Here is a 24,612-nt window from a genome sequence, read left to right as displayed (position 1 = left end):
GAGGAAGGGCTTTTTTGCAAAGGTCTCGACCTTTGCTTTGCCGGTCAAGATTCGGGCTGCTTACGGACGGTTGGCTGCGATATGGTAGCGCGTTTCAAATGCGGCTTCTTCTCCCGCGTCCAGTTTGATTAACCCTAAGCCGTTGTTGAAACAGTCGGGTGCGCCGCTGAGGTTTTCGATGGCGATGGTGTCGCGGGTCGATGGGGTGAAGATTTGCAGGTAGGGATAGGATGCGTCGGGGTAAATGCTCAGGGTCAGTCCGTTGCCTGAAAGCGTGCAGGCGGCGGGTTTGCTGCGTGCCAAGACAAAGCTGTTGTCCAATTCGATGCCTGCCAGGCTTGAGATCGTCTGAAAACGGGTGTCGTCGATCATGCTGCCGTCGGGAACCAAATCGGCATCGAAGCCCAAGCGTTTGCTGCTGTCGATTTCCAGCGACCAATCGTCGGTTTTGCCGCCGAGTGTGAAATAGGGGTGCCAGCCGTCTGCGAGCGGCATGGCGGTTGCGCCTTGGTTGCGGACGGTGGAACGGATGCTTAAGCCGTCTGCGCTGAGACGGTAGCGGACGGTCAGGCTGAAGGGGAAGGGGTAGCCGCTGTCGTCTTGTGCGTAATCTGCGCGGATTTCGACTTCGGCGGATTGGCCGTCGGCATGGCTGTTGACGAGGGCGAACTCGCGGTCATACATCAAACCGTGTGCCGCGTGTTCGGCGAGTTTGAATTTGTCGCACTGATATGCTTTGCCGTCGAAACTGTATTTGCCGTGGCGCAGGCGGCAGGCGTAAGGGCTGAGCTTGCCGCTGCGGAACCATTCGGTCAGGCTCTCACGGGCGTGTTGCGGGGTGTCGTAGGCTTTGACGATGTTGAACCATGTGCCGTCGGGGCGGCGGATTTCGTAGCGGTTGAGCAGCCCGCCGTAGAGATAAATTTCCGCGCGCAAATCGGCTGAGGCGAGCAGCAGGCGGTCGTTGTCGGTTTTGAGTGTGAACATGAAGCGGCTCCTGATGGTGGTTGAGACAGGGTGTATAAAAGGTCGTCTGAAAAGTTTTCAGACGACCTTTTGAGATTTTACTCTTTAACTAAAGGACCTGATGTTTCTCCGTGTCCGGCGGCGGTGCGCACCAGTTGGAGAAATTCGGATTTCAGGCCGAACGGGTCATCGCCTTGGACTTTTTGTGCCATGTTTTCGATGTCTCTCCAACTGAGTTTGCCGTTGTATTCGCCGCCGCGCAGGGCTTGGGCATAGGAAGCGGCGGCAAGGGCGAGCAGGGTGTCTTTGTCGGCTTGGTCAAGCGGTTTGCTGCCGACGGGGACGGCTTGCTGCATCAATTGGCTGTCTTTTTGTCCGGGCAGTTTGTAGCGCACTTTGACAAAGGCGTATTCGTTTTTGCTGCCTTTAGCGGCTGGGGCTTTTTGATAGCGCGATTCTTCAAGCCAGCCTTGTTTGCCCTGCGGGATGATTTCATAGAGGGCGGTCACGCTGTGGCCTGCGCCGATGTCGCCCGCATCTACTCTGTCGTTGTTGAAGTCTTCATTACGCAGGGTGCGGTTGGCATAGCCGACCAAGCGGTATTCTTTGACGGTGGCGGGGTTGAATTCGACTTGGATTTTGACATCCTGCGCTACGGTGGCGAGTGTGGAGGTCAGCTGCTGTTGCAGGACTTTTTTCGCTTCTTTTTCGTTGTCGATGTAGCTGTAATTGCCGTCACCCGCATCGGCGATTTGTTCCATCATGTCTTCGTTGTAGTTGCCCATGCCGAAGCCCAGGGTGCTGAGTGAAACGCCGCTTTTGCGTTTTTCGGCAACCATAGATTTGAGGGTTTCGGTGTCGGATACGCCGACGTTAAAGTCGCCGTCGGTCGCCAATAAAATGCGGTTGATACCGTTGGGTACGAAGGCTTTTTGCGCTTGCTCATAAGCCATTTGCAGTGCGGATTCGCCGTCTGTCGCGCCGCCCGCACGCAGTTTGTCGATGGCGTTCAGGATGGTTTCTTTATCTGCGCCTGAGGTGGGCGGGAGTACCAGATCTTCTCCAGACGCATAGGTAATCAGGGTCACTTTGTCTTGCGGGCGCAGTTGTCGGGTCAGGATGCGTAGGGTTTCTTGAACCAGCGGCAGTTTGTTTTCCTCCCCCATACTGCCGGATACATCCACAAGGAAAACGAGGTTGGCAGGCGGCAGGTCTTTTTTCGCGGTGTCTTGAGCCTGTATGCCGATTTTGATGAGTTTGGCTTCCGGTTGCCATGGAGAATCAATGGTTTCAGTGTGAACGGCAAATGGACGGTTGTCAGTAGGCAGTGGATAGTTGTAGGGGAAATAATTGACGATTTCCTCAATCCGTACAGCGTCTTTGGGTGGCTGTTCGCCATTGGTCAGGAATCTGCGGACGTTGGCGTAGCTTCCGGTATCGACATCGATGCTGAATGTGGATACAGGCTCTTGGGCAACGGATTTGACCGGTTGGTCAGGTTGGTCTTGGTAGCGTTCGGTGTTTTCTGCAAGAGGCAGATTTTCTTCAGCAACGGCGGCAGTAGACAGTGCTGCGTTGGGTGGACTCTGAAGACTGTCAGGTGAAGAACTTGAGTGTTCGTGTGAACCGGAACACGCTGCCAACGCTGCTAACGTGAGTATGGAAACGGTTTTTAGAAAAAAACGCGACATGATTTAAGCTCCATAGAAATATCACATGCTGATTGTTAAAAGTATTGATAGCAGTGTATTGGCAGATTCAACGATAACGCAGGGTCACTTTTTATTTGGATCTTATAGTGGATTAAATTAAACCAGGACGGCGTTACCTCGCCTTAGCTCAAAGAGAACGATTCTCTAAGGTGCTGAAGCACCAAGTGAATCGGTTCCGTACTATCTGTACTGTCTGTGGCTTCGTCGCCTTGCCCTGATTTTTGTTAATCCACTATAATGTGTGAATAGTGGGTTAAGTTTAAATCAGGACAGGGCGGCACAACGCGGTACTGGTCTAAACTTAACCCACTATGTTTATGACTTAGGCAAGATTTTGTCGGGCTGAGACGGTTTTGTAAAGGTCTCAGCCCCGATTTATCTTACATTAACTTTTCTTCCGGCGGCGTTCGCCCGGCAGCAGCATATCCGCCCATTTGATGATGTTGGCGACTTCGGCGGGGTTGAGTTCGTAGAACTGTCCGCGTTTGAGGCGGTTGGGCAGGCCGATGGGGCCGAAGCCGACGCGCACGAGGCGGCTGACGGTGAGTCCTTGACTTTCGAATATGCGGCGCACTTCGCGGTTGCGGCCTTCTTTAATCACGACGTTGTACCATTTGTTCGCGCCTTCGCCGCCTTGTTCGTAGATGCGTTCGACTTTTGCCAAGCCGTCTTCGAGCATTACGCCTTCTTCGGTGAGGTTGCGCATTTGTTCGGTGGTCAGTCCGCCGAGTACGCGCACGGCGTATTCGCGTTCAACTTCGAAGCTGGGGTGGGCGAAACGTTGGACGAGTTCACCGGAGGTGGTCAGGATGAGCAGGCCGCTGGTGTTGATGTCCAAACGCCCGATGGCGACCCAGCGGCTGCTGGCGGCCTGCGGCAGGCGGTCGAAGATGCTGACGCGGCCTTGCGGGTCGTCGCGGGAGACGATTTCGCCTTCTTGTTTGTAATACAGGATGATGCGCGGCAGGCGGTCCGCCCATTTGAGCTTGATGATGCTGCCTTTGACGGTAACGTGGTCATCGGGGGTGACTTTGTCGCCCAGTTGCGCGGTTTTGCCGTTGACCGTTACCCAGCCGTTGTTGATCCACTCTTCCATTTCGCGGCGCGAGCCGACGCCGGACGCGGCAAGCACTTTTTGCAGGCGTTCGGGTTCCATGCGCGACAGGTCGCTGCGGCGCTCTTTCAAATCGCGCGCGCGTTCCATGATTTTTTGATTGGGATTGCGGACGACGAGTTTTCTGGCTTTGGCGGCACGCTGTTTGGGGGCGTTTTGCGGCTTGAGGTCGTCTGAAACTTTTTGTCCGTAAGGTTTGGAAGCGGTTTTCCGCGTTTCGTCTTTGGGACGGGCTTTGCTTTTGAAAGGTTTGGCGGTTTTCTTGGCAGACGGGGCTGCGCCGTCGCGCCATTGGCGTTTGCTGGTGGGTTGCTTGGACATGGGGTTCTCCTAACGCGTTTGATGGCAGCGGGTTGAATTTGAAGCAGGACAAGGCAAGTCAAATTCAACCCGCTGCGGAAAACGGTTCTTCTGCGGCGGTGGCGGCAGGATAAGTTACGGATAAAAGGCCGTCTGAAAACGAATGAAACGAGTTTTGTTAAAACGTTTTTTATATTTCAGACGACCTTTTGCTGGAGTCGGGATTTTACCCTATCGGCTTGAAGCTGTGGAAAGTTTAAGGCGACAGCCGCTCGCGTATCCAGTTGCCGTCAACCAAGCGGTATTGGATGCGGTCGTGCAGGCGGCTGGGGCGGCCCTGCCAGAATTCGATGCGGTCGGGGATGACGAGATAGCCGCCCCAATGCGGCGGACGCGGGACGTGCAGCGGGTGTTTCGCGCCCACTGCCGCCGCTTTGGCAACCAACATCGCCTTGCTCGACAACACTTCGCTTTGCGCGCTTGCCCATGCGCCGATGCGGCTGGTGTAGGGGCGGCTGTCGAAATATTCGTCCGAAGCGGCGGCATCCAGTTTTTCGATGCGCCCTTCAACGCGCACCTGCCGCTCCAGCTCCGGCCAGAAAAACGTCATGGCGGCAAACGGATGCGCGTCAAACGAGCGTCCTTTGCGGCTTAAGTAATTGCTGAAAAACACAAATCCCTGCGGATTGACTTCTTTCAGCAGCACCATGCGGCTGTTCGGCCTGCCGTCTTCGCCCACAGAGGCAACGTTGACGGCGGTCGGCTCGTTGACTTGCGAATGAATCGCCTCGTTCAGCCATTGCTCGAACTGGACAATCGGGTCGGCACGGCATTCCGATTCCGACAGTTCGCGCTTGCTGTAATCTGCGCGGATATTGTGCAAATCCATTTTTATCCTCCGTTTTCCGATATCGGGCCAGCGGGAAATGCGCCCCAACCCATCATACCCCCATTGTTCAGACGGCCTCAAGCGCTGCTGTTATAATGCGCTTTTTTATTGATACAAACGAAAAACCATGCAAACCGAAGTCGAACTGAAAATCCTTAATCCGAAAATGGCGGACAAACTGCCCGCCTACGCCACGCCCGGTTCTGCCGGACTGGACCTGCGCGCCTGTTTGGACGAAGCCGTTACCCTGCAACCGGGAGACACCTATCTCGTTCCGACCGGCCTAGCGGTTCACCTTGCCAATCCCGACTACGCCGCCGTTTTGCTGCCGCGTTCCGGTCTGGGACACAAACACGGCATCGTCTTGGGCAACTTGGTCGGACTGATCGACTCGGACTATCAGGGCGAACTCAAAGTCTCCGTGTGGAACAGGGGCAAAGAAGCGTTCACCATCGAGCCGATGGAACGCATCGCGCAAATGGTCATCGTTCCCGTCGTCCAAGCCTCGTTTAAAGTCGTGGACGAATTTGCCGCCAGCGAGCGCGGCGAAGGCGGATTCGGCAGCACGGGCAAGGCGTAAACCGCCTGTTTAAATACAAAGGTCGTCTGAATTTGAGCTGTGTAGAGAATAACCGCGTTGTTCGCAGAACTCGGCCTACACGGAGCGCCTGAATAGGCTCTTATTGAATGCCCGAGATTTAGGGGAGGTTCAGGATTCAGACGACCTTTTCTTCTTCCTCGTTCCAAAAATCATAGAAATTAAACCATTGCAGCGGATTTTGCGCGCATTCTTGCGCCAAGATATCGGCGAAGCCCTGCATGGCGGCGGTAACGGCGGCTTCGCGGTTGCCGCGTTTCCACTCGGAAGTGTCGGTGAAGCGGCGTAGTTTCAAATGGTAGCGGCCGTTTTGTTTGACGCAAAACAGCGTGTTCACCTGTGTTTTTAAGAGCGCCGCCAAGAGCCATGCGCCTTGCGGCATGGGGGCGGTATGGCCTAGAAAGTTGATGTCGGCGGTTTTCTCGCCGCGAACGGGTACGCGGTCGGCGGCAATGGCTATCCATTCGCCGTCTTCGATGCGGCGGTTCAGTTCCATCATCAGAGTGGGATCCAAATCCGTAACCTGAATCAGGCGGATGTGTTCCGCGCCCGCTTTTTGCAAGGCTTCGTTGAACGCCTGCGCGTGTTTGCTGTGTACCAACACATTGAGCCTGAAGCCTTTATGGTGCGACACCAGCGCGCGGCAGACTTCGGTGTTGCCCAAGTGGGAGCAGGCGAAAATCTGCCCGCGTACCGAATTGCTCACTTGCGTATAAACGCCGTCCGGGTCTTCGAGTACCAAATCTTCATAACGGATTTTGCGCTGCCACACGGCAAAACGGTCGCATATTGCCTCACCGAATGCGATAAATTGTTTGAATACGCTGTGTTTCGGCAAAACGGTATCGGGAAAGGTCGTCTGAAGACGGGTTTGATACCGCAGGATATGGCGGCGCGGTTTGGGTGCGGTGGCGTAGAAATACAGTACCACAAACCAGATGCACGGTCTCATCAGGAAGGCAGGCAGATAGCGCACCATCAGCGTGGTCAGGGCGAGAAACAGGCGGCTGCCGCGTTCGGGCTGCGCCGCCCAATGGTTTTGTGTGTTGTCGGTCATGGTTTCAGACGACCTTTCCCAAATAGAGCGTCCACACGCCGCCGCAACATTCCTAAAAACAGCCGCGTGTGCATTTTGCTGATGCGCACGTTGTCGGCGAAGGCGTTGAAATGGGACACGCCGTCGGCGGCGTATTGCACGGGCGTTTTAATCCAAACCAGCTTGACGCCGCGCCAGTACAGGCGGATGAGGATTTCCGTGTCGAAATCCATGCGGTCGCCCACGGTTTCTTCGCGGACGACCGAAAGCGCGGGGGCGAGCGGGTACAGGCGGAAGCCGCACATGCCGTCTTTGATGTCGCAAGACCAAGTGTGCAGCATGTTCCAGAAGTCGGTAATCTTGCGCCCGTACAGCCGCGCTTTAGGCGCGTCGCCGCCGTATTGCGGCCAGCCGCAGACGACGGCTTCGGGGTTTTGTTCCGCCGCCGCCAAGAGTTTGGGCGTGTCGTCCAGATGGTGCTGCCCGTCGGCATCAACCTGCAAAACATGGCTGAAGCCGTTTTCTTCAGCGTATTTCAAACCGGTTTTGACTGCCGCGCCTTTGCCACCGTTGATGGGGCGGTAAAGGACGTGGATGCCGTCTGAAACCAATGCCCGCAATACGGGTTTGCATTCTTCGCGCGAACCGTCGTCCACGATCAATACATCCAAACCGAAGCCGTGCATGGTCTGTGCGACGTGGGCGATGGCGGCGGGGTGGTTGTAGTGGGGGATTAACACTAGGGTTTTCATGAGGATACCGTTTTTCAGACGACCTTCTCGCAGCGCAGGATGCTGTGTCCGCGTCCGATGCCGTCTGAAATTTCCGCCACTTTCAATCCGGCGTTTTCAACGCAGCGTATCAGGTCTTCGGAATGGAAGATTTTGCTGTTGCCGTTGGCCATGGCGGTGAAATACAGGCTGGTCATGGTCAGGCAGTAGGCGGCGGTTTCGTATTGCTGCCTGTCCCAGCAGGGTTCCATGATGTAGAGGCTGGTGTGGCTGTTCATGGAAGCGGCGGCGCGGCGCAGGATGCCGGTGACTTGTTCCTCGCTGAAACAGTCTAAAAACTGGCTCATCCAAATCGCGTCGAAACCTGTCGGGAAGGGGACTTCGGGGTCGAGCAGGTTGGCGGGGTGGGCATGGATGCGTTCCGCGCCGGTTTTGCCTTTGGTCGCTTCGCGCATCAGGGCGATTTGTTGCGGCAAATCCATGATGGTAACTTCGACTTCGGCGTTGTAGCCGACGCATTGTTCCGCCCAGCGGCCGGTGTTGCCGCCGACGTCGAGCAGCTTTTTAACCGGTTTGGCGAACACGGTTTTCAAGGCTTCGGCAAAGGAATTGTCGGAATAATAATGGTCGAAGGCGAACCATTTTTCCTGCGCGACGCTCGGCAGTGAGGATAGGCCTTCGTAAATCGTCGGCCAGCCGCCGAAAACTTTCAACCCTTCGGGTTTGCCCGTTTGCAGGGTTTTTTCCAAGTCAAACATGCCTTGGTAACAGATTTCCTGCGTGAAATCCATGTTCACGCGCGCCATTTTGTCTTTCAGTAAAAACCAGCCGGCTTTGCTGATGAAATAGCGGTTGTTGCGGGTGTGCACCGTACCGATGGAGAGCGAGGCTTCAAGCAGCACTTGCGCGGCGTAACCGCTGATTTGCGCTTTCTCGGCGATTTCGGCTTGAGTAAGGCCGTCTGAATGGTCGTTCAGCAAATCCAAAATGCCGAATTTCACCATCAGGCGGGATACTTGAAACACAATCGGCGCAAAGGCGATTTCCTGCGCCAAACGCTGCGCTTCGCCTGCGGACTGGTGTTCTTCGGAATAACGTTGTGCTAGTGCTGGAAAAAGTTGCATATTTTCTATCTTTTCATTTGATTATGGGTTGTTATTAGGTTTGGGCGGGATTATCCCCGATTTGCAGGTTTTCCTCTTCCCGCAGGAGAGGACGGAGCCTAAGAAAGCATTTTCAGACGACCTCGAACACAATCCGACCCGATGCGCAGGGATTGTCGCCGTTGCTGACTTTAAAGCTCAATTTGTTTTTGGCTTCATCGTATTTCAGTTCCACCGACACTTCGTCATGCGGACGGACGAACTGCTGGTATTTCAGGTTTTCCACGCGGACGACGCGCTGCCTGCCCCACGGATGACACGCCGCCAGATCGCGCACCCATTGCAGCTCGACGACGCCGGGTACGAGCGGGAAGGTGGCGAAATGGCCGCCGAAATAGACCAAATCGAGCGGCACGCGGCCGGTGAAGGTTTCGGCGGCGGTTTCTTCTTCAGATGATGTTTTTGACCAAACGGGCGATGTCTGGGCGACGGTAAAGGTCGTCTGAAAATCGGCGGCGGCGATTTTGGCCTGGGCATTGCGCGGCAGGCTGTCGGCGAAACGCCAGTAACGGGGCAGGGCGATAGTGTCCTGTGTGGCGGCAAGGTGGCGTTTGAGCGCGTCGGCGATGGCGGCTCGGCCTTGGTCGCGCAGGGCGGCGATCCCGTCCGCGTTCAACGCCGCCCATATGGCGATGCGCTGATGTTGCGGATGGCGGCCGCAATGGGCGTCGGCAATCCACGGATGCCGTAAAAGTTCGTGTTCGATTTGGGTCAGCGACACGCGTTTGTCCTCGAATTTGATGATGCGGTCTTGGCGGCCGAGCAGCAGGAAACCGTCGTGCTGCGGCTCGATTAAATCGGCGGTCTGGCGGCGTTCGGGCGACCACGGCGAAGATGCCCACAATGCGCCTTCTGCATTCTGCCCGATTTCCACGCCGGCAAACGGCCGCCATGCGCGGCTTTCCCGACGCGACGCAATCACGCCGGTTTCGGTGCTGCCGTACACTTCAAACGGGCGGACGGCAGCCTGTTGCAGCAAATCCGCCGTGGCTTCGGGCAGCGCGCCGCCCGCCGACACGATGCCCGCGATTTTATGGCCGATGCTCTGCCAGTTGCGGTTTTCACCCAGGCGGTTGAGTACCGCCGGACTGGCAATCCACACCACTTTTTCATGCGCCGCCGTACTGGCGAGCAGGTTTTCAGGATAAACCGCCTGCCGCCGCTCCATAGACCAGCCCATTGTCAGCGCAAGCGCGAAACGGAAAGTAAAGCCGTAAAGGTGTTGCGGAATGACGCTGCCGATAACCGTTTCCCCGCCGCGCCCGAACGGCAGCGCATCCGTCAACATTAAGGCTTCCGCCTGCATCTGCGCGGCAGTTTTCACAATCACCTGCGCCTCGCCGCTGGAACCCGACGTTTTCAGCCACGCTTCGGCATGGTCGGGAATCAGATGGTTTTCAGGGGCGGGCGACGTGTGTGCCGGCAAATCGAGCAGGTGCCACACGGGTGGGTTGGATTGCACATTCAACGGTTGTCCGGATTCATCGCGTTGTTCGGTTTGACTGCCCAACTTACTTTGCAAATCTTCGGAATCCGTCAAAAATACATCCGCCGTCCGCCCCCAGTCCAAATTGTCCCGCGCCAGATTCGGCAGCAGCAACACCCGCCCGCCCGAATGCCACACCGCCAACACGGCACAGGCAAACAGCGCGGCATCGTCAAACCACAACGCGGCAGTTTGCACGTTTGCCGTTTTCAGACGACCTGAAAGATGAAAAACCGCACGGTTGAAATCAGCACGCGTCCAATTCGGATGGGTGGCGATAAGGTCTTGTTGGGGCAGATCGGGGGATAGGATTTGGGTTAGGCGCATAATTATAATTTACTAATTAATAAGAAATTAATTACATCGGAAATGCTATATTATTTTTGAGATAAAAAGCCATGATTACCAATAAAAAATTGTGAACTACCCTGCATTCCAAAGAAACTGTTTATTTATAAGTTCACGATAATAGTTTGATTATATATTTTTATATAATTTTATTTTTTATATATTTTATTGGTCATCATTAAACATAAGTGCATCTAATTTTTCAGTATCTGCTGCTATACCTTCATAACTAGAAATAATATTTTCCAATGTTTTTAACGTTATAGTACCTGTGACATCTTGTATAACAACTTCTGTCCCTATGTTATTTAAACTACGAATTATCTCTCTAACTTTCTTTAACTCATCTAGTTTTAAATCATTTACTGCTATTACTGCATCATGGTTTTCTATTCTGGATTTTATTTCGGATAAAGAGAGCGGAGTATATTCTCTTAAAATTTTATAGGTCGAAGTTTTATCATTAATATATTCAATAATTATGTCTATGGTTTTCATTTTTTCCTCTCGAGATTAAAAATCTTCAATTGGTTTTATTCGTTCCTTAAGTAAACTTGTCTTCCAGTTTTTCACATTGAAGCAGTATTTTCCATTGACATGAAATGAGTAATGATTGATGCGTTTTCAGACGACTTACACCTTCAATACGGCTTTCCGATACACCCACTCTCCGGCAAACAAAAGCCCCATTAGTACATACGACACGATGCCGGTATAAGCCGCCCACCAGTCGTAATATTGCAAGCCTGCCAAAATAGCGGCGGTTGCGCCGTTGAGGATGAAGAAGCCGCACCAGATTTGCGTAACGCGGCGGGTGTGGCGCACACCTTCGGGCGGCAGGTCGGGGTGTTGCAGTCGGGCGAGGCGTTCGATGACGGTTTGTTTGGCAAACAGGCTGCCGCCGAAAACGGCAAGCATCAGCGCGTTGACGGCGACGGGATACCAATACATCGAATCGGGTCGTCTGAAAATCAGTATCGCGGCGAAAAAGGCGGCAAGAATAATCGCCGTAATGCGTTGGGCTGTGGTTTGCGGCATGGCGGCGCGTATCAGCCACAGGATGCACATGGCGGCGGCAAGCCAGAAAAACGCGCCGTTTTCCCTGCCGTAATACCATAGGAGCGGATAGGCGAGGCTGGCGAGGGTCAGCAGGAGTTTTCCTAATATTTTCATGGTTGTTATTGATGTTCAGACGACCTTGCCGATTGACAAGGCCGTCTGAAAATATGCCGGTTTGAATCAGAATCAGGAATCTTGCGCCTGTACTTTCAAAACCGCCTGAACCACGTCTTCTACGGTGCGCACGTTGCGGAAGTCTTCGGCTTGCAGTTTGCGGCCGGTTTCGCGTTTGATGTGGTCGATGAGGTCGATGGCGTCGATGCTGTCGATTTCCAAATCTTCGTAGAGGTTGGTCTCGGGTTTGATGCGCTCGGGTTCGATTTCAAACAGGTTGACCAGTGCATCGGTCAGAAGGATGCGTACTTCTTGTTCGGTCATATCGCTTCTCCTTTATGCCTGACGGCTTTTGACGAATTCTGCCAGTGTTTTGACGTTGGCGAAGTTTTCGCGCAGGTTGTCGTTTTCGCCGTCGAGCTGGAAGCCGAAGGTTTTTTGCACTGCCAAACCGAGTTCCAGTGCGTCGACGGAATCCAGCCCCAAGCCTTCGTCGCCGAAGAGTGGGTCTTCGCTGCCGATGTCGGCGGCGGTGATGTCTTCCAGCCCCAAGCTGTCGATGATTAATTCTTTGATTTGGTTTTCTAAGTTATTCATGTGGTTTTCCTTGTGAAATAGTCTTGAAGGTATTCGTTTAAACGCCTTGCGGCGATGGGTAGGGGTTTTTCCGCCAGCCATTCTTCGGGCAGGATGTCGTCGCCGACGGTGATTTCATAGTGGATTTTGTGCGGCGGTATTTTGTACCAAGGCTGGCCTTTTTTGAAATTGGGCGGCGTCATTTTGATGCACACGGGGGTGATGACCGATGCGCTGCGCAAACCGAGCGATACCGCGCCACGGTGCATTTTAACCTGTCCGTCCCAGCCTGTGCGCGTGCCTTCGGGGAAAATCAGCATACTTTGCCCGCTTTTGAACACGGCGTCGATTTCTTCCAACATTTCCATGCTTTCGTCGTTGGGGATGTAGCCGGAAGCGATAATCTGGCTCTTCATGCTGGGGTTGTTCAACAGGTCTTTTTTGACCAGCACGTTCGGGTCGGGGAAGTGGCTGACCATTAAGACGACATCCAGCAGCGAGGGATGGTTGGCGAGGACGAGCTGCCCCGGCCGGCCAAGTTTTTCCAAACCGTTGAAGCGGACGCTCAAGACGCCCGACCATTGCAGATAGCCGACGAAAAAGCGCCAGACTTTCCCTATCATGCGCCGCGCTTCAAGCTGGCGTTTGATGTCGCCTTTGGTGGATTTGAGCGTGTAGGGCAAAAGCGCGATTTTGAACAATACGCCTGCAACGCCGAAGAGGATGAAGCCGAACAGGGTGGCAAAGAAACGGCGGCAGTAGTCTAGGGTTTTCATGGTTTTTTGCACCATGTCCATCGGCGTTTTTCATGTTGCCACTCTGCCGAAAGGTCGTCTGAAAGTAAGAAACGGACCCAGTCGAGCGCGCCCCAGTAATCGGCTGACAGCAGGTCGGACGGGTTTTCAGACGACGTGTCGTCGACATCGAGGCTGAGCGTGTAGCCGTCTCCCTGCGTCAGTACGAGCGACAGGGCGTAGGCAAATGGGGTGCGTGTGGCGTGGACGGGGTAGTCGTCGGACAAAGGGTCGTCGGCGATTAAGACCAACACGGATGGTGCGCCGTCTTGCAGCAGGGCATAGGCTTCTGCCAAAGTGGTTTCGAAATTGTCACTGCCGGCGGCGAGGGCGGTGTGTTCGCTCATGTCGCCGCGCAACATGGACCATTGTCCGGCGGGGGCGTTGTGGACGGACAGTCCGAAGGAGGTCGGTGAAACGCTGTCGGTTTGCAACAGCCCAAGCCATAATTCGAAACTGCGGTTGATTTCTCCGTCATGCGAGGCGTAAACCAACGGGCTGCCGGGGTATTGTTCCGCCAATTCCCACGAGGCGTCGCAAATCAGGCGCGCGGCTTTGCCCAAACGGCGGCGCTGCAGGGCGGGCAGGAAGGCAAGCGCGGGTTTGTGGTCGGGCAGCCCGTCGGCGTCTAATGCGCCGGAAGCCCATTGCCGCCATTGTTCGGGCGTGGCGATTTTACTGCTTGAGGCGTGCCAAGCGGCGATATTGAAAGAAAAACGGCAAATGTTGGATGACATGATGGTTTTCAAAAGTTTACATTGTGATGTATTTTAACGAAATAGCTTAACACATTCTAGGGTCTGATATAATCGCGATATTCTAACGTATTCTGTTTTCAGACGACCTTTATGACTGTAAATTTAATTTGCCCCATTCATGATGTTGCTTCTTTATTGCCACACAGCGGCCATATGGTGTTGCTTGATTGTGTGACGGAATACAGCCCGAAACACGTGTGCGCCCAAGCCACTGTGGGGGAAAAGCACATCTTGTTGGTTGACGGGGCATTGCCGGCGACATCGCTGATGGAAATCATGGCGCAGGGCATAGGCGCGTTTGCAGGTATACAGGCTTTGGAAGCGGGTGAGCCGGTGCGGCTTGGCTTTTTGCTGGGAACGCGCAAGCTGGAATTGTTTGCCGACAGTCTGCCCGTCGGAACGCAGATGAAGGTGGTCGCCAATCTGTCGATACAGGACCCGGGCGGCATGGGCGTATTCGATTGCGAGCTGCATTGGACGGATGCGCCTGCAGCTGCCCGCGCCAAGCTGCCTGCGGACGGACTGGTGGCAAAAGCCTCGTTGAACGTGTACAGTCCGAAAGACGGAAAGGTCGTCTGAAAACAGTTTTCGCTGTTCAGATGATGACCAATAAGCAGACCGCGCCAACCAATAGGAAACATTATGAGCGAAACCATCTTGATTACCGGCTCCAACCGGGGCATAGGCAAAGCCGTCGCACACGGTTTGGCTGAGGACGGCTTTGATATCGTCGTCCATTGCCGCAGCCGCCGCGATGAAGCCGAAGCCGTAGCGGAAGAAATCCGCGCTTTGGGCAGACAGGCGAGGGTGTTGCAGTTTGACGTGTCCGACCGCGCAGCCTGCCGCGATATTTTGACTGCCGACATCGAAGCAAACGGTGCGTATTACGGCGTGGTGTTGAACGCCGGATTGACGCGCGACAATGCTTTCCCCGCGTTTTCAGACGACGACTGGGATTTGGTGCTGCGTACTAATTTGGACGGTTTTTATAATGTGTTGCACCCGTTAACCATGCCGATGATACGCCGCCGCAAAGCCGGACGGATTGTGTGCATGGCGTCGGTGTCCGGCTTGACGGGCAACCGCGGGCAGGTCAATTACAGCGCGTCCAAGGCGGGCTTGATCGGCGCGGCGAAAGCCTTGGCGGTCGAACTGGCGAAACGCAAAATCACCGTCAACTGTGTAGCGCCGGGTTTAATCGATACGGACATTGTCGATGAAAATGTACCCGTCGAAGAAATTTTGAAAGCCGTCCCCGCCGCGCGTATGGGGCTGCCGGAAGAAGTGGCGCATGCGGTGCGCTTCCTGATGGATGAAAAAGCGGCGTACATCACGCGCCAAGTGATTGCGGTGAACGGAGGTTTGTGTTGAATACCAGAAGAGTCGTAGTAACGGGCATAGGCGGCATTACCGCCTTCGGCCGCGATTGGCAAAGCATACAGGCGGCGTTTAAAGCCGAAAAAAATGCCGTCAAATACATGGATTGGCGCGAACGTTTCCCCGAATTGGAAGCGCAACTGGGCGCGCCGATTGAAGGCTACACCCCGCCCGAACATTGGACGCGCAAGCAGCTCAGAAGCATGGGGCGCGTGTCGCACCTGTGTGTCGATGCGGCGGAGCAGGCCCTGACGGACGCAGGTTTGCTTGGAGATGAAAGCATTACCGACGGACGTATGGGCGTGGCGTGCGGTTCGTCTGTCGGCAGTACCAAAGACATCGGCGATATGGGCGAACTTCTGAATACCGGCACATCGCGCAATTTCAACGCCAATACCTATGTGCGCATGATGCCGCATACGACCGCCGCCAATATTGGCATCTTTTTCGGATTGAAAGGGCGCATCATCCCGACATCGAGCGCGTGTTCGTCCGGCAGTCAAGGCATAGGCTATGCCTACGAAGCCATCAAATACGGCATGATAGACATGATGCTGGCTGGCGGCGGCGAAGAATTTTGTCCGTCCGAAGTTTATGTTTTCGACTCGCTCTATGCCGCCAGCCGCCGCAACGGCGAACCCGAACTGACCCCGCGTCCTTACGACAGCGGACGTGACGGCTTGGTCATCGGCGAAGGCGCAGGGATTTTTGTGTTGGAAGAATTGGAACACGCCAAACGGCGCGGTGCGAAAATCTATGCTGAACTCGTCGGCTACGGCGCCAACAGCGACGGCAGCCACGTTACCCAGCCGCAAAAAGAAACCATGCAGAAATGTATGGAACTCGCGCTGCAAGACGCGGGCATTACGCCCGACAAAGTCGGCTACGTCAGCGGTCATGGTACGGCGACCGAAAAAGGCGACATCGCCGAAACGCTGGCGACCGAAGCCGTGTTCGGATTCATTCCCATGAGTTCGCAAAAAAGCTATCTCGGCCATACGCTCGGCGCGTGCGGTGCGCTGGAAGCGTGGTTTACCATTGAAATGATGAACAGCGGCTGGTTTGCCCCGACCGTCAATCTGAACGACATCGACCCGCGCTGCGGCAAGGTGGACTATATTTTGAGCGGCGGCCGCGAAATCGAAACGGATTATGTGGTCAGCAACAATTTCGCTTTCGGCGGCGTGAATACTTCGCTGGTGTTCAAACGCTGGCGGGATGAAAACGATTAATCGCAGCCGTGTTATCACAAAATCAAAAAGGTCGTCTGAAACCGTTTAACCCAACGTTTCAGACGACCTTTTTAGTTTGTATAGTGGATTAACTCTAAATCAGGACAAGGCGACGAAGCCGCAGACAGTACAGATAGTACGGAACCGATTCACTTGGTACTTCAGCACCTTAGAGAATCGTTCTCTTTGAGCTAAGGCGAGGCAACGCCGTACTGGTTTAAAGTTAATTCACTATATAAAGCTATATCACGAAGTCCAGCAGATAAAAGTCTTCTTTGCCCACGCCGCATTCGGGGCATTTCCAATCGTCGGGGATGTCATCGAATTTGGTGCCGGGGGCGATACCGTGTTCGGGATCGCCGAGGTCTTCGTCGTAAATCCAGCCGCAGGGGCCGCACATGTATTGTGCCATGGTGTGTTCCTTCTAATGGTTGAGGTCGTCTGAAAACGGTCGGCAAAAGGTTTTCAGACGCCCCCTTGTTGGTCTGTTTCAACCCTTATGCCGCTTCCAGCGCCGCGATTTCTTTGCGCAAGTGTTTCAACGCGGGGGTAACGATGGCGACGAACATGGCTTCGCGGACGCGGCGTTGGGCGGGGCTGCGCATGAGGTAGCCTTTGGCGCCGGCGTGTAAGGCGGCGGATTGGGCGGCGGCAAGCGTCAGCTCGGCGGCGGCGGCGCGCAGTTTCAGCGTGGCGAGGTTATCGGGCGTGTTGTTCCAAGCCAAGTCTGCCAGTCGTTCGGTGGTTTGCCATGCCTCGTCCAAGGCGGCCTTGAGGCTGTCGTAGCTGTCGTCGAGATAGCTGTTGACCTCGGCGTTGACGACGTTGGCGATGCGGATGATGCCGAGGCTGCCATCGATCACGCCTGCGCCGATGCCGATTTGCAGCAGGATGAAGCCGGACTTGATGGTGGCGATGTAGTCAGAGAACTGTTCGGGCGCGGCGATTACGTCTTCGTCAGGAATGAATACGTCTTTGAAATTCAGGCTGAACGTGCGCGTGCCTTCGAGGGCGCAAAATTCGGGGCAGGCTTGCAGGGTTACGCCTTCCCATTGTCCGCCAGTGATGAACATGACGTAGCCGTCGCCGATTTGGGCGGTATTCGCCCAGATGTGGTCTTCGCCGATGTTGGATACCCACGGCAGCGCGCCGTTGACTTTGTAGCCACCGTCCACGCGTTCGGCTTGAAGGTTGTGTTTTTCAATGCCGGCGAGGTGTTTGACGGTATTGGACATACCCGTACCCGCCAAGACTTTGCCTTGCAGGATGTCGGCGAGGTATTTGTCTTTGACGGCTTGGTTGGGTGTTTGGTGCAGATACCACGCGCAAGCCGCCTGACACCATGCGCTGAACGAGGTCGCGCCGCATTCTTTGCCGACTTCGCGCAGGACGGCGATTTGCGTCGCCAAACCTAAGCCGTTGCCGCCTTCCGCTTCCGTACCTACTGCGCCGAATCCTCCAATGGCGCCGAGTTCGCGCATAAAGTCTTCGGGATACAAACCATTGCGGTCGATTTCGTCCACTAAGGGTTTGAGTTTGGCTTTGACGAGTTCGGCAACTTGAGACAATAAGGTTTCACGGTTCATGGTCTTATCCTTGAAAATGTGTGCGGACGGCGCGGGAAGGGCGTTCCGTTTGAAAGGGGATGCGGTCCGTTACAGGGATAGCATTTTTGAAAAAGGTCGTCTGAAAACGGGCAAATGGTTTTGCCGCCGCTTTTCAGACGACCTTGAATCGGAATCAGGCGAACGCCTGCAATTCGGGGTTGATTTCTGTTTGCGCGACGTTGTTGACGTAGTTGCACAAAGTCGCCAAGGCAACGCCCATCACGACTTCGACAGCCTGCTGCTGGTTGTAGCCGGCGTCGAAGAAGGCTTTGAGTTCGGCATCGGATACCGCGCCTTTTTTCGCCATCACGGCTTGGGTAAACGCGGCGAGCGCGCCCAGTTTGGCATCGTCAAATTCGCCTGCCGCCAACGCGCGCGCGGCTTTGATGGATTGTTCGGACAGGAGCTTTTTCAGAGTTGCCAGCTTGGTGTGGCCTGCCACGCAGAAACCGCATTCGTTGGTGCGGGCGGCGATGATTTGGATGACTTCGACTTCACCGGGAGTCAGGCTGTTGGCGGCATTCAGTTTGCCGACTTCTTGATAGAACGCCAACGCTTCGGGCGCGTTGGCCAATACGCCAATGAGGTTGGGGATGAAGCCGTTGTTTTTCAGCGCGGCTTCGACGCGGGGTTTTGCTGCTTCGGGAGCGGTTTCGACGGTGTGTACGGTTAAGCGTGCCATATTGGTTTCCTTTTTATTTGCGATTTGTCAAAAGATGGAGGGCATAGTAGGGAAACAAATCCCAAAGTTGAAAGACCTGATAATTATTTTGATAAAACCAATAGTTATAAACGGCCAAGAAATTGATTAGATTTATATAATTATTTAATCACATCGATAGTTTTCAAATATAGATGTAAATGGAAGGAAATCAGGAATCAAAAGAAAGGTCGTCTGAAAACCAAAATACAGTTTTCAGAGGACCTTTTCTTGCGAACCGATTTTATTCGGCTTGTTCTTTCAATACGGCTTCAATCAATTCCTGTGCGCCGTCGTCCGCCAGCTTTTTGGCGACTGCGCGTCCGAGCGCGTCGGCGTAGGCAGCGGGGGCTTGTGCGTCTGCCTGCAAGATTACCGAGCCGTCGGGATGTCCGACCAGCCCGCGCAGGGTGAGCAGGCCGTTTTCTTCGGTACAATACGCGGCAAGCGGCACTTGGCAGCTTCCGCCCAAAGCGCGGGCGAGGGCGCGTTCGGCGGTCACGCAGGCGTGTGTGACATCGTGGTTTAAGGGTTTCAATACGTCGAGAAGGTCGGTGCGGTGTGCGGCGATTTCGATGCCCAACGCGCCTTGTCCTGCGGCGGGCAGGCTGTCGGCTTCGGAGAGAATCAGGCGGATGCGTTCGTCCAGTTCCAAACGCTGCAATCCGGCGGCAGCGAGGATGATGGCATCGTATTCGCCGTTGTCGAGTTTGGACAGGCGGGTTTGTACGTTGCCGCGCAGGGGCTTGATGACTAAGTGCGGATAGCGGGCGCGTAACTGGGCTTCGCGGCGCAGGCTGGATGTGCCGACGACGGCGCCTTTGGGCATTTCTTCCAAACGAGCGTACTGATTGGATACGAATGCGTCAAACGGATTGGCGCGCTCGCTGATGGCGGCAAGGGCGAAGCCTTCGGGCAAATCCATCGGCACGTCTTTAATCGAATGCACCGCCAAATCGGCGCGTCCGTCTTGCAAGGCTTGTTCCAACTCTTTGATAAACAGGCCTTTGCCGCCGATTTTCGACAGGGTTTTGTCCAAAATCTGGTCGCCGCGCGTGGTCATGCCTAAGATTTCGACTTCGCAGTCGGGATACAGGGTTTTCAGACGACCTTGGATATGTTTTGCCTGCCACATGGCAAGCAGGCTTTCGCGGCTGGCGATAACGAGTTTTTTCGGGTTCATTTGCGGTTTCTGATTTTCTAATTCATGAGGCGGGAAGTTCGACAGTCTAACACAAACTTTCTACGGTAACCGCCTGACTGTACTTGCCCAAAGGACCGAATCCGTTGCCTTGGTTTTGTTCTTTGGTCAGCACTTTTCCCTGAATGCAGACATTGTTCAGGGTAACGTTATATGAGCCGGAACTCAGGCGGTTTTTTTCTACTTGGTCCATCAGGCTTTCGCCTCCGTTGATGAAATAGGTCTTCCCGTCGGCGGTAAATTCAGCCTGCTCGAGCGAATAATGGACTGTCCCTGTCATTTTGACCGTATCGCCGCTGCTTTTTTCGACCTGAGTTTCCGTCGGTTTGGCAGCCGACGTTTCGATTTTGTTTTGCGGGGAGCAGGCTGTCAGGGCAATCAGTATGGGGAAAAGAAATTTGTTCATTTGCAATTACCGTGGTTGATAAAGGTATTCCGCTGCGAAGCTGTCGGAGAAGCCGTTGCACTATATCTGTTGCAACGAAATAAATTATAATGTGTACTGGTATGATGGTAGTTCATACTGCCGTAAAATAAAACTTATTCTCTAAAAACATTTTAACCCCAACAGCCTTACAGCATGAAACGCGCCAAAAAATATCCCTTCTTATCGTTGCAGCGGCAACGTTTCTGCCTGAATTTTGAAAACGCCTCAACCGCCGCCAATCTTCCGAGCGAACGCGATTTCTACCGCTGGGCATGGGCGGCGTTGAAAAACGAATACCGCCGCGCCGACATCAGCCTGATTCTGCTGGACGAAGAAGAAGCCCGCGCCTACAACCGCGATTACCGCGGCAAAGACTACGCCACCAATGTGTTGAGTTTTGCCTTGAACGAAGGCGAAATCCTGCCCGATCAGTTTTCAGACGAGCTTTGCGGCGATTTGATCATCTGCCCGCAAGTCGTATTGAAAGAAGCCGCCGAGCAGGGCAAAACCGCCGAGCAGCACTTTGCCCACCTGACCATGCACGGCACGCTGCACCTGATGGGCTACGACCACATAGAAGAGACCGAGGCCGAAGAAATGGAGGCGCTCGAAATCCGCCTGATGCAGGCGGCAGGTTATCCCAACCCCTACCAAGAGGACGAATACTGAAATGGACGACACCCGGTCGAAACCGACATTTTTCGAACGTTTGATTTCCCGACTTGCCGGCGAACCCGATTCCGCCGAAGACGTACTCAGCCTGCTGCGGCAGGCGCACGAGCAGGAAGTGTTTGACGCGGATACACTTTTGCGGCTGGAAAAAGTCCTCGACTTTGCCGACTTGGAAGTGCGCGATGCCATGATTACCCGCAGCCACATGAACGTTTTGAAAGAAAACGACAGCATCGAGCGCATCACTGCCTACGTCATCGAAACCGCCCATTCCCGTTTCCCTGTCATCGGCGAAGACAAAGACGAAGTCCTCGGCATCCTGCACGCCAAAGACCTGCTCAAATACATGTTCAATCCCGAGCAGTTCAACCTCAAATCCATCCTTCGTCCCGCCGTTTTCGTACCCGAAGGCAAATCGCTGAACGCGCTTTTGAAAGAATTCCGCGAGCAGCGCAACCACATGGCAATCGTTATCGACGAATACGGCGGCACGTCGGGTCTGGTAACTTTTGAAGACATCATCGAACAAATCGTCGGCGACATCGAAGACGAGTTTGACGAAGACGAAAGCGCGGACAATATCCACGCCGTTTCCACCGAACGTTGGCGTATCAATGCCGTAACCGAAATCGAAGACATCAACGCCTTTTTTGGCACGGATTACAGTAGCGAAGAAGCCGACAGCATCGGCGGGCTGGTCATTCAGGAATTGGGACACCTGCCCGTGCGCGGCGAAAAAGTCGTGATCGGCGGTTTGCAGTTCACCGTCGCCCGCGCCGACAACCGCCGGTTGCATACGTTAATGGCGACTAAGGTGAAATAACAATTTACCTGATGAACAAATGAAGCAAGGTCGTCTGAAAACTTGGCAACAGGTTCTCAGACGACCTTTTTGGTCTCGGATTAAGGCGAAATGGAACGGCGGTTATGTAGAAATGTAGATGATGAACAACCGCCGTTTTTTATCGCACCTGTCCGTTAAACAGCTTTTGAAGTTGGCCCAAAGACAGACTATTTAGCCTTGCTTCTGCCTTTGCGCTTGGTTGGCGCGGTATCCGGGGTTTTCACCTTGATTTTCACGCTTTTGCTTGGCTTCTTGTCTTTGCGTTTGGCTTTTTCCGTTGCCGTTTTGACTTTGGCGGTTTTCTTTTTGCCGTTTTCAGACGACGTTGCTGCGCTGTCCGGTTGGACTTTGCTGCGGCGTTTGGCGGCGGGTTTTTCTTGTTTTACAGGCGTTTTCATCGCGTCGTCGATTTCTTTCGCCGTCAGTTTGCGCTTGGTTTTCGAGCCGGTTTGGGCGGTGGTTTTGGCGCGGCGTTTTTTGCCGCTGCTTCCGCCGCTGATCAAGGTCAGGTCGATTTTGCTGGTGTCCAAATCGGCGCGCGTCACTCGGACGCTGACTTTGTCGCCCATGTTGAAACGGATGCCGCTGCGTTCGCCTTCTATCGCCATGATTTCGGGACGAAAGTTGAAATAGTCTTCGCCCAAATCGCTGATGTGTACCAAGCCGTCGATGTGGATGCCGTCTAAGGTAACGAAGAGGCCGAAGTTGGTCATGCCGGAGATTTTGCCTTCGAATATTTCGCCAACTTTATCGCGCATGTAATAGGTTTTCAGCCAGTTTTCCACGTCGCGGCTGGCATCGTCGGCGCGGCGTTCGCAGAACGAGGTATGTACGCCCAAAGCCTGCCAGCTTTTACTTGGCGTGTAGGTTTGCTGGTTCAACACGGCTTTGATGGCGCGGTGGACGGTCAGGTCGGGATAGCGGCGGATGGGGGAGGTGAAGTGGGCGTATGCTTCGTAGGCAAGGCCGAAGTGTCCGTCGCAATGCGGTTCGTAAACTGCCTGCTGCATGGAGCGCAGCATCATGACTTGCAGCAATTCGGCATCGGGTCTGCCTTTGAATTGTTCGGCAAGCGCAGCATAGTCTTTCGGTGTCGGGTTGTTGCCGCCGCCCAGTTGCAAACCCAATAAGCCGAGCTGCTCGCGCAGGGTGGCGAGTTTTTCGGGTGTCGGGCCCAAGTGATTGCGGAATAGTGCGACATGTTTATTTTTCATCAAAAACTCTGCCGCGCAGACGTTCGCCGCCAACATACATTCTTCAATCAGCTTGTGGGCTTCATTACGGACAACGGGAACGATTTTTTCGATTTTACCGTTATCGTCGAAAAGCATTTGGGTTTCGATGCTGTCAAACTCCACCGCGCCGCGTTCGAAGCGTTTTTTCTGAAGGATTTTGAAGAGTTTGTAGAGGGTGTCGATTTGGGCTTTGTGCGGATAGTCGAGACCGTCTGAAATCCAATCCCAGACTTGATTGTAAGTCAGACGGGCATGGGAACGCATAACCGCAGGGTAGAAGCGGTATTCTTTAATATTGCCCGCGTAAGTGATGACCATGTCGCACACCATGCACAAACGCTCGACATTAGGATTGAGCGAGCAGATGCCGTTGGACAGGTTTTCCGGCAGCATGGGAATCACGCGGCGCGGGAAGTAAACGCTGGTGCTGCGCTCCTGCGCGTCCGTGTCGATAGCGTCATCGGGGTGGACATAATGGCTGACATCGGCAATCGCCACGACCAAACGGTAATTGCGCCCGATTTTTTCGGCAAACACGGCATCGTCGAAATCGCGCGCCGTTTCGCCGTCTATGGTTACTAAAGGCAAATCGCGCAAATCGACGCGGCCTTTCAAATCGCTTTTACGAACACGGTCGGGGATTTTTTTTGCGGCTTTGGCACACGCTTCGCTGAATTGGTGCGGTAAATGGTGTTTGCGCACGGCGATTTCGATTTCCATGCCGCTGTCGGCATAATCGCCTAATACTTCGATGATTTTCGCCACAGCAGGGCGGTTTTGCTCAGGATAAGTCTCGATTTCGCCGACGATGACCTGACCGGATTCGGGTTTGAAATGCGCGACGCTGTCAGGTTCCAAAACAATGCTTTGGTTCAGGCGTTTGTCTTCCGCTTCCAAAATCGCTACGCCGCGATCCATATAGAAACGTCCGACCACTTTGCTTTGCGCGCGTTCGACAATATCTAAAACCGTTCCTTCGCGGCGGCCTTTGCGGTCAATGCCGGCAGGGCGGACGGTCACGATGTCGCCGTGCATGATGCCGCGCATTTGGCGTTCGTATAAAACAAAATCTCCGTCTTTGGTGGGCGTGAGCGGTACGGCGAAGCCGAAGCCGTCTTTGTGCGCCTCGACACGGCATTTGACCAAATCCAATTTGTCCGCCGCGCAAACCGCACCGCGACGGTTGATTAAAACCTGACCGTCCCGAGCCATCGCTTTCAGACGACGTTCAAAAAATTCGTACTCTTCTTCCGTAATCGACAACTCGCGTGCCAAGACTTCGATTTTCGACGGCACGCCTTTTTGCTCCAATAATTCAATGATCCACTCCCTGCTTGGCAGCGGATGTTCGTAACGTTGTTTCTCCCGTTTCAAAAACGGGTCTTTTTCTCGTAAATTTAAAGATTTAATATTTTTGTTCATTTTATTGGTTGACATTCTTTTTCTAAAATATATAATGACCGCTTCTTTGCGAAATAGTCAATCACTGTAACGCAAAACAGGAAATAAAGCAAAGCCCAGGTGGCGGAATTGGTAGACGCGCTAGCTTCAGGTGCTAGTGTCCTCACGGGCGTGGAAGTTCGAGTCTTCTCCTGGGCACCAAACCTTTTGGTCGCCGCTTTGCTTATCCATCCTAATTGCCCAGGTGGCGGAATTGGTAGACGCGCTAGCTT

26 protein-coding genes and 2 tRNA genes (1 of these 28 running past the window's edge) are annotated in these 24,612 nt (G+C 54.1%); 8 read left to right on the top strand and 20 right to left on the bottom strand.

Going from position 1 to position 24,612, the window contains the following annotated elements; translation table 11 throughout:
- Positions 1-60: 60 nt before the first annotated feature.
- The 4 genes from HMPREF3050_RS03530 to pdxH all read right to left on the bottom strand — a co-directional run bounded on the left by HMPREF3050_RS03530 (position 61) and on the right by pdxH (position 4,981).
- Positions 61-987: an aldose 1-epimerase gene (locus tag HMPREF3050_RS03530; RefSeq protein ID WP_070773465.1), complete on the bottom strand. Its 927-nt coding sequence runs from the start codon at positions 985-987 to the stop codon at positions 61-63.
- Between the two features lie 77 nt (positions 988-1,064).
- A complete protein-coding gene (locus tag HMPREF3050_RS03525) occupies positions 1,065-2,657 on the bottom strand; it encodes a vWA domain-containing protein (protein WP_070773464.1) in 1,593 nt (530 codons plus the stop codon).
- Positions 2,658-3,063: 406 nt separating this feature from the next.
- Positions 3,064-4,113, bottom strand: coding sequence for a pseudouridine synthase (locus HMPREF3050_RS03520; RefSeq protein WP_070773463.1), 1,050 nt, complete (start codon positions 4,111-4,113; stop codon positions 3,064-3,066).
- Between the two features lie 235 nt (positions 4,114-4,348).
- On the bottom strand, positions 4,349-4,981 hold the full coding sequence (gene pdxH / locus HMPREF3050_RS03515) for a pyridoxamine 5'-phosphate oxidase (RefSeq protein WP_070773462.1): 633 nt from the start codon (positions 4,979-4,981) through the stop codon (positions 4,349-4,351).
- A 127-nt stretch (positions 4,982-5,108) separates the two neighbouring features.
- On the opposite strand from pdxH, the gene dut reads away from it, so the two are divergent.
- The gene (gene dut / locus HMPREF3050_RS03510; RefSeq protein WP_036491672.1) at positions 5,109-5,561 is read left to right on the top strand and encodes a dUTP diphosphatase; all 453 of its coding nucleotides are present in this window, start codon (positions 5,109-5,111) and stop codon (positions 5,559-5,561) included.
- Between the two features lie 136 nt (positions 5,562-5,697).
- On the opposite strand, the gene HMPREF3050_RS03505 is transcribed toward dut, so the two are convergent.
- From HMPREF3050_RS03505 to HMPREF3050_RS03460, 10 genes are all read right to left on the bottom strand, one after another.
- On the bottom strand, positions 5,698-6,636 hold the full coding sequence (locus HMPREF3050_RS03505; RefSeq protein WP_070513273.1) for an LpxL/LpxP family acyltransferase: 939 nt from the start codon (positions 6,634-6,636) through the stop codon (positions 5,698-5,700).
- Positions 6,633-7,367, bottom strand: a complete 735-nt coding sequence (locus HMPREF3050_RS03500; RefSeq protein ID WP_070773461.1) for a glycosyltransferase family 2 protein — start codon at positions 7,365-7,367, stop codon at positions 6,633-6,635. Before HMPREF3050_RS03500 ends, HMPREF3050_RS03505 begins: the two co-directional genes overlap by 4 nt.
- Positions 7,368-7,381: 14 nt before the next feature.
- The gene (locus HMPREF3050_RS03495) at positions 7,382-8,470 is read right to left on the bottom strand and encodes a FlxJ family methyltransferase (RefSeq protein ID WP_070773460.1); all 1,089 of its coding nucleotides are present in this window, start codon (positions 8,468-8,470) and stop codon (positions 7,382-7,384) included.
- 112 nt (positions 8,471-8,582) lie between these two features.
- Positions 8,583-10,322, bottom strand: a complete 1,740-nt coding sequence (locus HMPREF3050_RS03490; RefSeq protein WP_070773459.1) for an ApeI family dehydratase — start codon at positions 10,320-10,322, stop codon at positions 8,583-8,585.
- A 186-nt stretch (positions 10,323-10,508) separates the two neighbouring features.
- The gene (locus tag HMPREF3050_RS03485; protein ID WP_070773458.1) at positions 10,509-10,841 is read right to left on the bottom strand and encodes a hypothetical protein; all 333 of its coding nucleotides are present in this window, start codon (positions 10,839-10,841) and stop codon (positions 10,509-10,511) included.
- 135 nt (positions 10,842-10,976) lie between these two features.
- Positions 10,977-11,516: a COG4648 family protein gene (locus HMPREF3050_RS03480; RefSeq protein WP_070773457.1), complete on the bottom strand. Its 540-nt coding sequence runs from the start codon at positions 11,514-11,516 to the stop codon at positions 10,977-10,979.
- Positions 11,517-11,588: 72 nt separating this feature from the next.
- Entirely contained in the window at positions 11,589-11,840 is a 252-nt protein-coding gene (locus HMPREF3050_RS03475; RefSeq protein ID WP_070773456.1) for an acyl carrier protein, read from the bottom strand.
- Positions 11,841-11,852: 12 nt separating this feature from the next.
- Complete coding sequence (locus tag HMPREF3050_RS03470; protein WP_003779133.1) at positions 11,853-12,113, bottom strand: phosphopantetheine-binding protein; 261 nt, start codon at positions 12,111-12,113, stop codon at positions 11,853-11,855.
- A complete protein-coding gene (locus HMPREF3050_RS03465; RefSeq protein WP_039863157.1) occupies positions 12,110-12,868 on the bottom strand; it encodes a lysophospholipid acyltransferase family protein in 759 nt (252 codons plus the stop codon). The genes HMPREF3050_RS03470 and HMPREF3050_RS03465 overlap by 4 nt, the downstream gene beginning before the upstream one ends.
- Complete coding sequence (locus HMPREF3050_RS03460) at positions 12,865-13,623, bottom strand: beta-ketoacyl synthase chain length factor (RefSeq protein WP_070773472.1); 759 nt, start codon at positions 13,621-13,623, stop codon at positions 12,865-12,867. Before HMPREF3050_RS03460 ends, HMPREF3050_RS03465 begins: the two co-directional genes overlap by 4 nt.
- 111 nt (positions 13,624-13,734) lie before the next feature.
- Between HMPREF3050_RS03460 and HMPREF3050_RS03455 the strand changes: the two genes are divergently transcribed.
- The 3 genes from HMPREF3050_RS03455 (at position 13,735) to HMPREF3050_RS03445 (ending at position 16,253) form a co-directional block, all read left to right on the top strand.
- Positions 13,735-14,223, top strand: coding sequence for a hotdog family protein (locus tag HMPREF3050_RS03455; RefSeq protein ID WP_246830217.1), 489 nt, complete (start codon positions 13,735-13,737; stop codon positions 14,221-14,223).
- A 63-nt stretch (positions 14,224-14,286) separates the two neighbouring features.
- A complete protein-coding gene (gene fabG, locus HMPREF3050_RS03450) occupies positions 14,287-15,015 on the top strand; it encodes a 3-oxoacyl-ACP reductase FabG (protein WP_070773455.1) in 729 nt (242 codons plus the stop codon).
- Complete coding sequence (locus HMPREF3050_RS03445; protein WP_070773454.1) at positions 15,009-16,253, top strand: beta-ketoacyl-ACP synthase; 1,245 nt, start codon at positions 15,009-15,011, stop codon at positions 16,251-16,253. Before fabG ends, HMPREF3050_RS03445 begins: the two co-directional genes overlap by 7 nt.
- 241 nt (positions 16,254-16,494) lie before the next feature.
- Here HMPREF3050_RS03445 and HMPREF3050_RS03440 read toward each other — a convergent pair whose 3' ends face one another.
- From HMPREF3050_RS03440 to HMPREF3050_RS03420, 5 genes are all read right to left on the bottom strand, one after another.
- Positions 16,495-16,665, bottom strand: a complete 171-nt coding sequence (locus HMPREF3050_RS03440; protein WP_003757556.1) for a rubredoxin — start codon at positions 16,663-16,665, stop codon at positions 16,495-16,497.
- Between the two features lie 85 nt (positions 16,666-16,750).
- The gene (locus HMPREF3050_RS03435) at positions 16,751-17,839 is read right to left on the bottom strand and encodes an acyl-CoA dehydrogenase family protein (RefSeq protein WP_070773453.1); all 1,089 of its coding nucleotides are present in this window, start codon (positions 17,837-17,839) and stop codon (positions 16,751-16,753) included.
- Between the two features lie 154 nt (positions 17,840-17,993).
- A complete protein-coding gene (locus HMPREF3050_RS03430; RefSeq protein ID WP_003764609.1) occupies positions 17,994-18,542 on the bottom strand; it encodes a carboxymuconolactone decarboxylase family protein in 549 nt (182 codons plus the stop codon).
- 262 nt (positions 18,543-18,804) lie between these two features.
- Entirely contained in the window at positions 18,805-19,743 is a 939-nt protein-coding gene (gene hemC / locus HMPREF3050_RS03425; protein ID WP_070773452.1) for a hydroxymethylbilane synthase, read from the bottom strand.
- 46 nt (positions 19,744-19,789) lie between these two features.
- A complete protein-coding gene (locus HMPREF3050_RS03420) occupies positions 19,790-20,167 on the bottom strand; it encodes a hypothetical protein (protein ID WP_070773451.1) in 378 nt (125 codons plus the stop codon).
- Positions 20,168-20,341: 174 nt separating this feature from the next.
- Between HMPREF3050_RS03420 and ybeY the strand changes: the two genes are divergently transcribed.
- A complete protein-coding gene (gene ybeY, locus HMPREF3050_RS03415) occupies positions 20,342-20,857 on the top strand; it encodes an rRNA maturation RNase YbeY (RefSeq protein WP_003757572.1) in 516 nt (171 codons plus the stop codon).
- 1 nt (position 20,858) lies between these two features.
- Positions 20,859-21,683, top strand: coding sequence for an HlyC/CorC family transporter (locus tag HMPREF3050_RS03410; RefSeq protein ID WP_003757575.1), 825 nt, complete (start codon positions 20,859-20,861; stop codon positions 21,681-21,683).
- A 188-nt stretch (positions 21,684-21,871) separates the two neighbouring features.
- Here HMPREF3050_RS03410 and rnr read toward each other — a convergent pair whose 3' ends face one another.
- On the bottom strand, positions 21,872-24,361 hold the full coding sequence (rnr, locus tag HMPREF3050_RS03405; RefSeq protein ID WP_141758395.1) for a ribonuclease R: 2,490 nt from the start codon (positions 24,359-24,361) through the stop codon (positions 21,872-21,874).
- Positions 24,362-24,454: 93 nt separating this feature from the next.
- On the opposite strand from rnr, the gene HMPREF3050_RS03400 reads away from it, so the two are divergent.
- Positions 24,455-24,541, top strand: a tRNA-Leu gene (locus HMPREF3050_RS03400).
- Between the two features lie 37 nt (positions 24,542-24,578).
- Positions 24,579-24,612, top strand: a tRNA-Leu gene (locus HMPREF3050_RS14760) (it continues 176 nt past the right edge of the window).

It is taken from the genome of Neisseria sp. HMSC065D04 (assembly GCF_001815675.1).
GTDB lineage: Bacteria > Pseudomonadota > Gammaproteobacteria > Burkholderiales > Neisseriaceae > Neisseria.
Note: the sequence above shows the minus strand (reverse complement) of the source record. Positions and strands in the feature narration are given on the sequence as shown.

Bases quoted from the DNA above. Each gene is read 5' to 3' on its own strand.
- HMPREF3050_RS03530 (WP_070773465.1), bottom strand. From the start codon at position 987: ATGTTCACACTCAAAACCGACAACGACCGCCTGCTGCTCGCCTCAGCC.
- HMPREF3050_RS03525 (WP_070773464.1), bottom strand. From the start codon at position 2,657: ATGTCGCGTTTTTTTCTAAAAACCGTTTCCATACTCACGTTAGCAGCG.
- HMPREF3050_RS03520 (WP_070773463.1), bottom strand. From the start codon at position 4,113: ATGTCCAAGCAACCCACCAGCAAACGCCAATGGCGCGACGGCGCAGCC.
- pdxH (WP_070773462.1), bottom strand. From the start codon at position 4,981: ATGGATTTGCACAATATCCGCGCAGATTACAGCAAGCGCGAACTGTCG.
- dut (WP_036491672.1), top strand. From the start codon at position 5,109: ATGCAAACCGAAGTCGAACTGAAAATCCTTAATCCGAAAATGGCGGAC.
- HMPREF3050_RS03505 (WP_070513273.1), bottom strand. From the start codon at position 6,636: ATGACCGACAACACACAAAACCATTGGGCGGCGCAGCCCGAACGCGGC.
- HMPREF3050_RS03500 (WP_070773461.1), bottom strand. From the start codon at position 7,367: ATGAAAACCCTAGTGTTAATCCCCCACTACAACCACCCCGCCGCCATC.
- HMPREF3050_RS03495 (WP_070773460.1), bottom strand. From the start codon at position 8,470: ATGCAACTTTTTCCAGCACTAGCACAACGTTATTCCGAAGAACACCAG.
- HMPREF3050_RS03490 (WP_070773459.1), bottom strand. From the start codon at position 10,322: ATGCGCCTAACCCAAATCCTATCCCCCGATCTGCCCCAACAAGACCTT.
- HMPREF3050_RS03485 (WP_070773458.1), bottom strand. From the start codon at position 10,841: ATGAAAACCATAGACATAATTATTGAATATATTAATGATAAAACTTCG.
- HMPREF3050_RS03480 (WP_070773457.1), bottom strand. From the start codon at position 11,516: ATGAAAATATTAGGAAAACTCCTGCTGACCCTCGCCAGCCTCGCCTAT.
- HMPREF3050_RS03475 (WP_070773456.1), bottom strand. From the start codon at position 11,840: ATGACCGAACAAGAAGTACGCATCCTTCTGACCGATGCACTGGTCAAC.
- HMPREF3050_RS03470 (WP_003779133.1), bottom strand. From the start codon at position 12,113: ATGAATAACTTAGAAAACCAAATCAAAGAATTAATCATCGACAGCTTG.
- HMPREF3050_RS03465 (WP_039863157.1), bottom strand. From the start codon at position 12,868: ATGAAAACCCTAGACTACTGCCGCCGTTTCTTTGCCACCCTGTTCGGC.
- HMPREF3050_RS03460 (WP_070773472.1), bottom strand. From the start codon at position 13,623: ATGTCATCCAACATTTGCCGTTTTTCTTTCAATATCGCCGCTTGGCAC.
- HMPREF3050_RS03455 (WP_246830217.1), top strand. From the start codon at position 13,735: ATGACTGTAAATTTAATTTGCCCCATTCATGATGTTGCTTCTTTATTG.
- fabG (WP_070773455.1), top strand. From the start codon at position 14,287: ATGAGCGAAACCATCTTGATTACCGGCTCCAACCGGGGCATAGGCAAA.
- HMPREF3050_RS03440 (WP_003757556.1), bottom strand. From the start codon at position 16,665: ATGGCACAATACATGTGCGGCCCCTGCGGCTGGATTTACGACGAAGAC.
- HMPREF3050_RS03435 (WP_070773453.1), bottom strand. From the start codon at position 17,839: ATGAACCGTGAAACCTTATTGTCTCAAGTTGCCGAACTCGTCAAAGCC.
- HMPREF3050_RS03430 (WP_003764609.1), bottom strand. From the start codon at position 18,542: ATGGCACGCTTAACCGTACACACCGTCGAAACCGCTCCCGAAGCAGCA.
- hemC (WP_070773452.1), bottom strand. From the start codon at position 19,743: ATGAACCCGAAAAAACTCGTTATCGCCAGCCGCGAAAGCCTGCTTGCC.
- HMPREF3050_RS03420 (WP_070773451.1), bottom strand. From the start codon at position 20,167: ATGAACAAATTTCTTTTCCCCATACTGATTGCCCTGACAGCCTGCTCC.
- ybeY (WP_003757572.1), top strand. From the start codon at position 20,342: ATGAAACGCGCCAAAAAATATCCCTTCTTATCGTTGCAGCGGCAACGT.
- HMPREF3050_RS03410 (WP_003757575.1), top strand. From the start codon at position 20,859: ATGGACGACACCCGGTCGAAACCGACATTTTTCGAACGTTTGATTTCC.
- rnr (WP_141758395.1), bottom strand. From the start codon at position 24,361: ATGAACAAAAATATTAAATCTTTAAATTTACGAGAAAAAGACCCGTTT.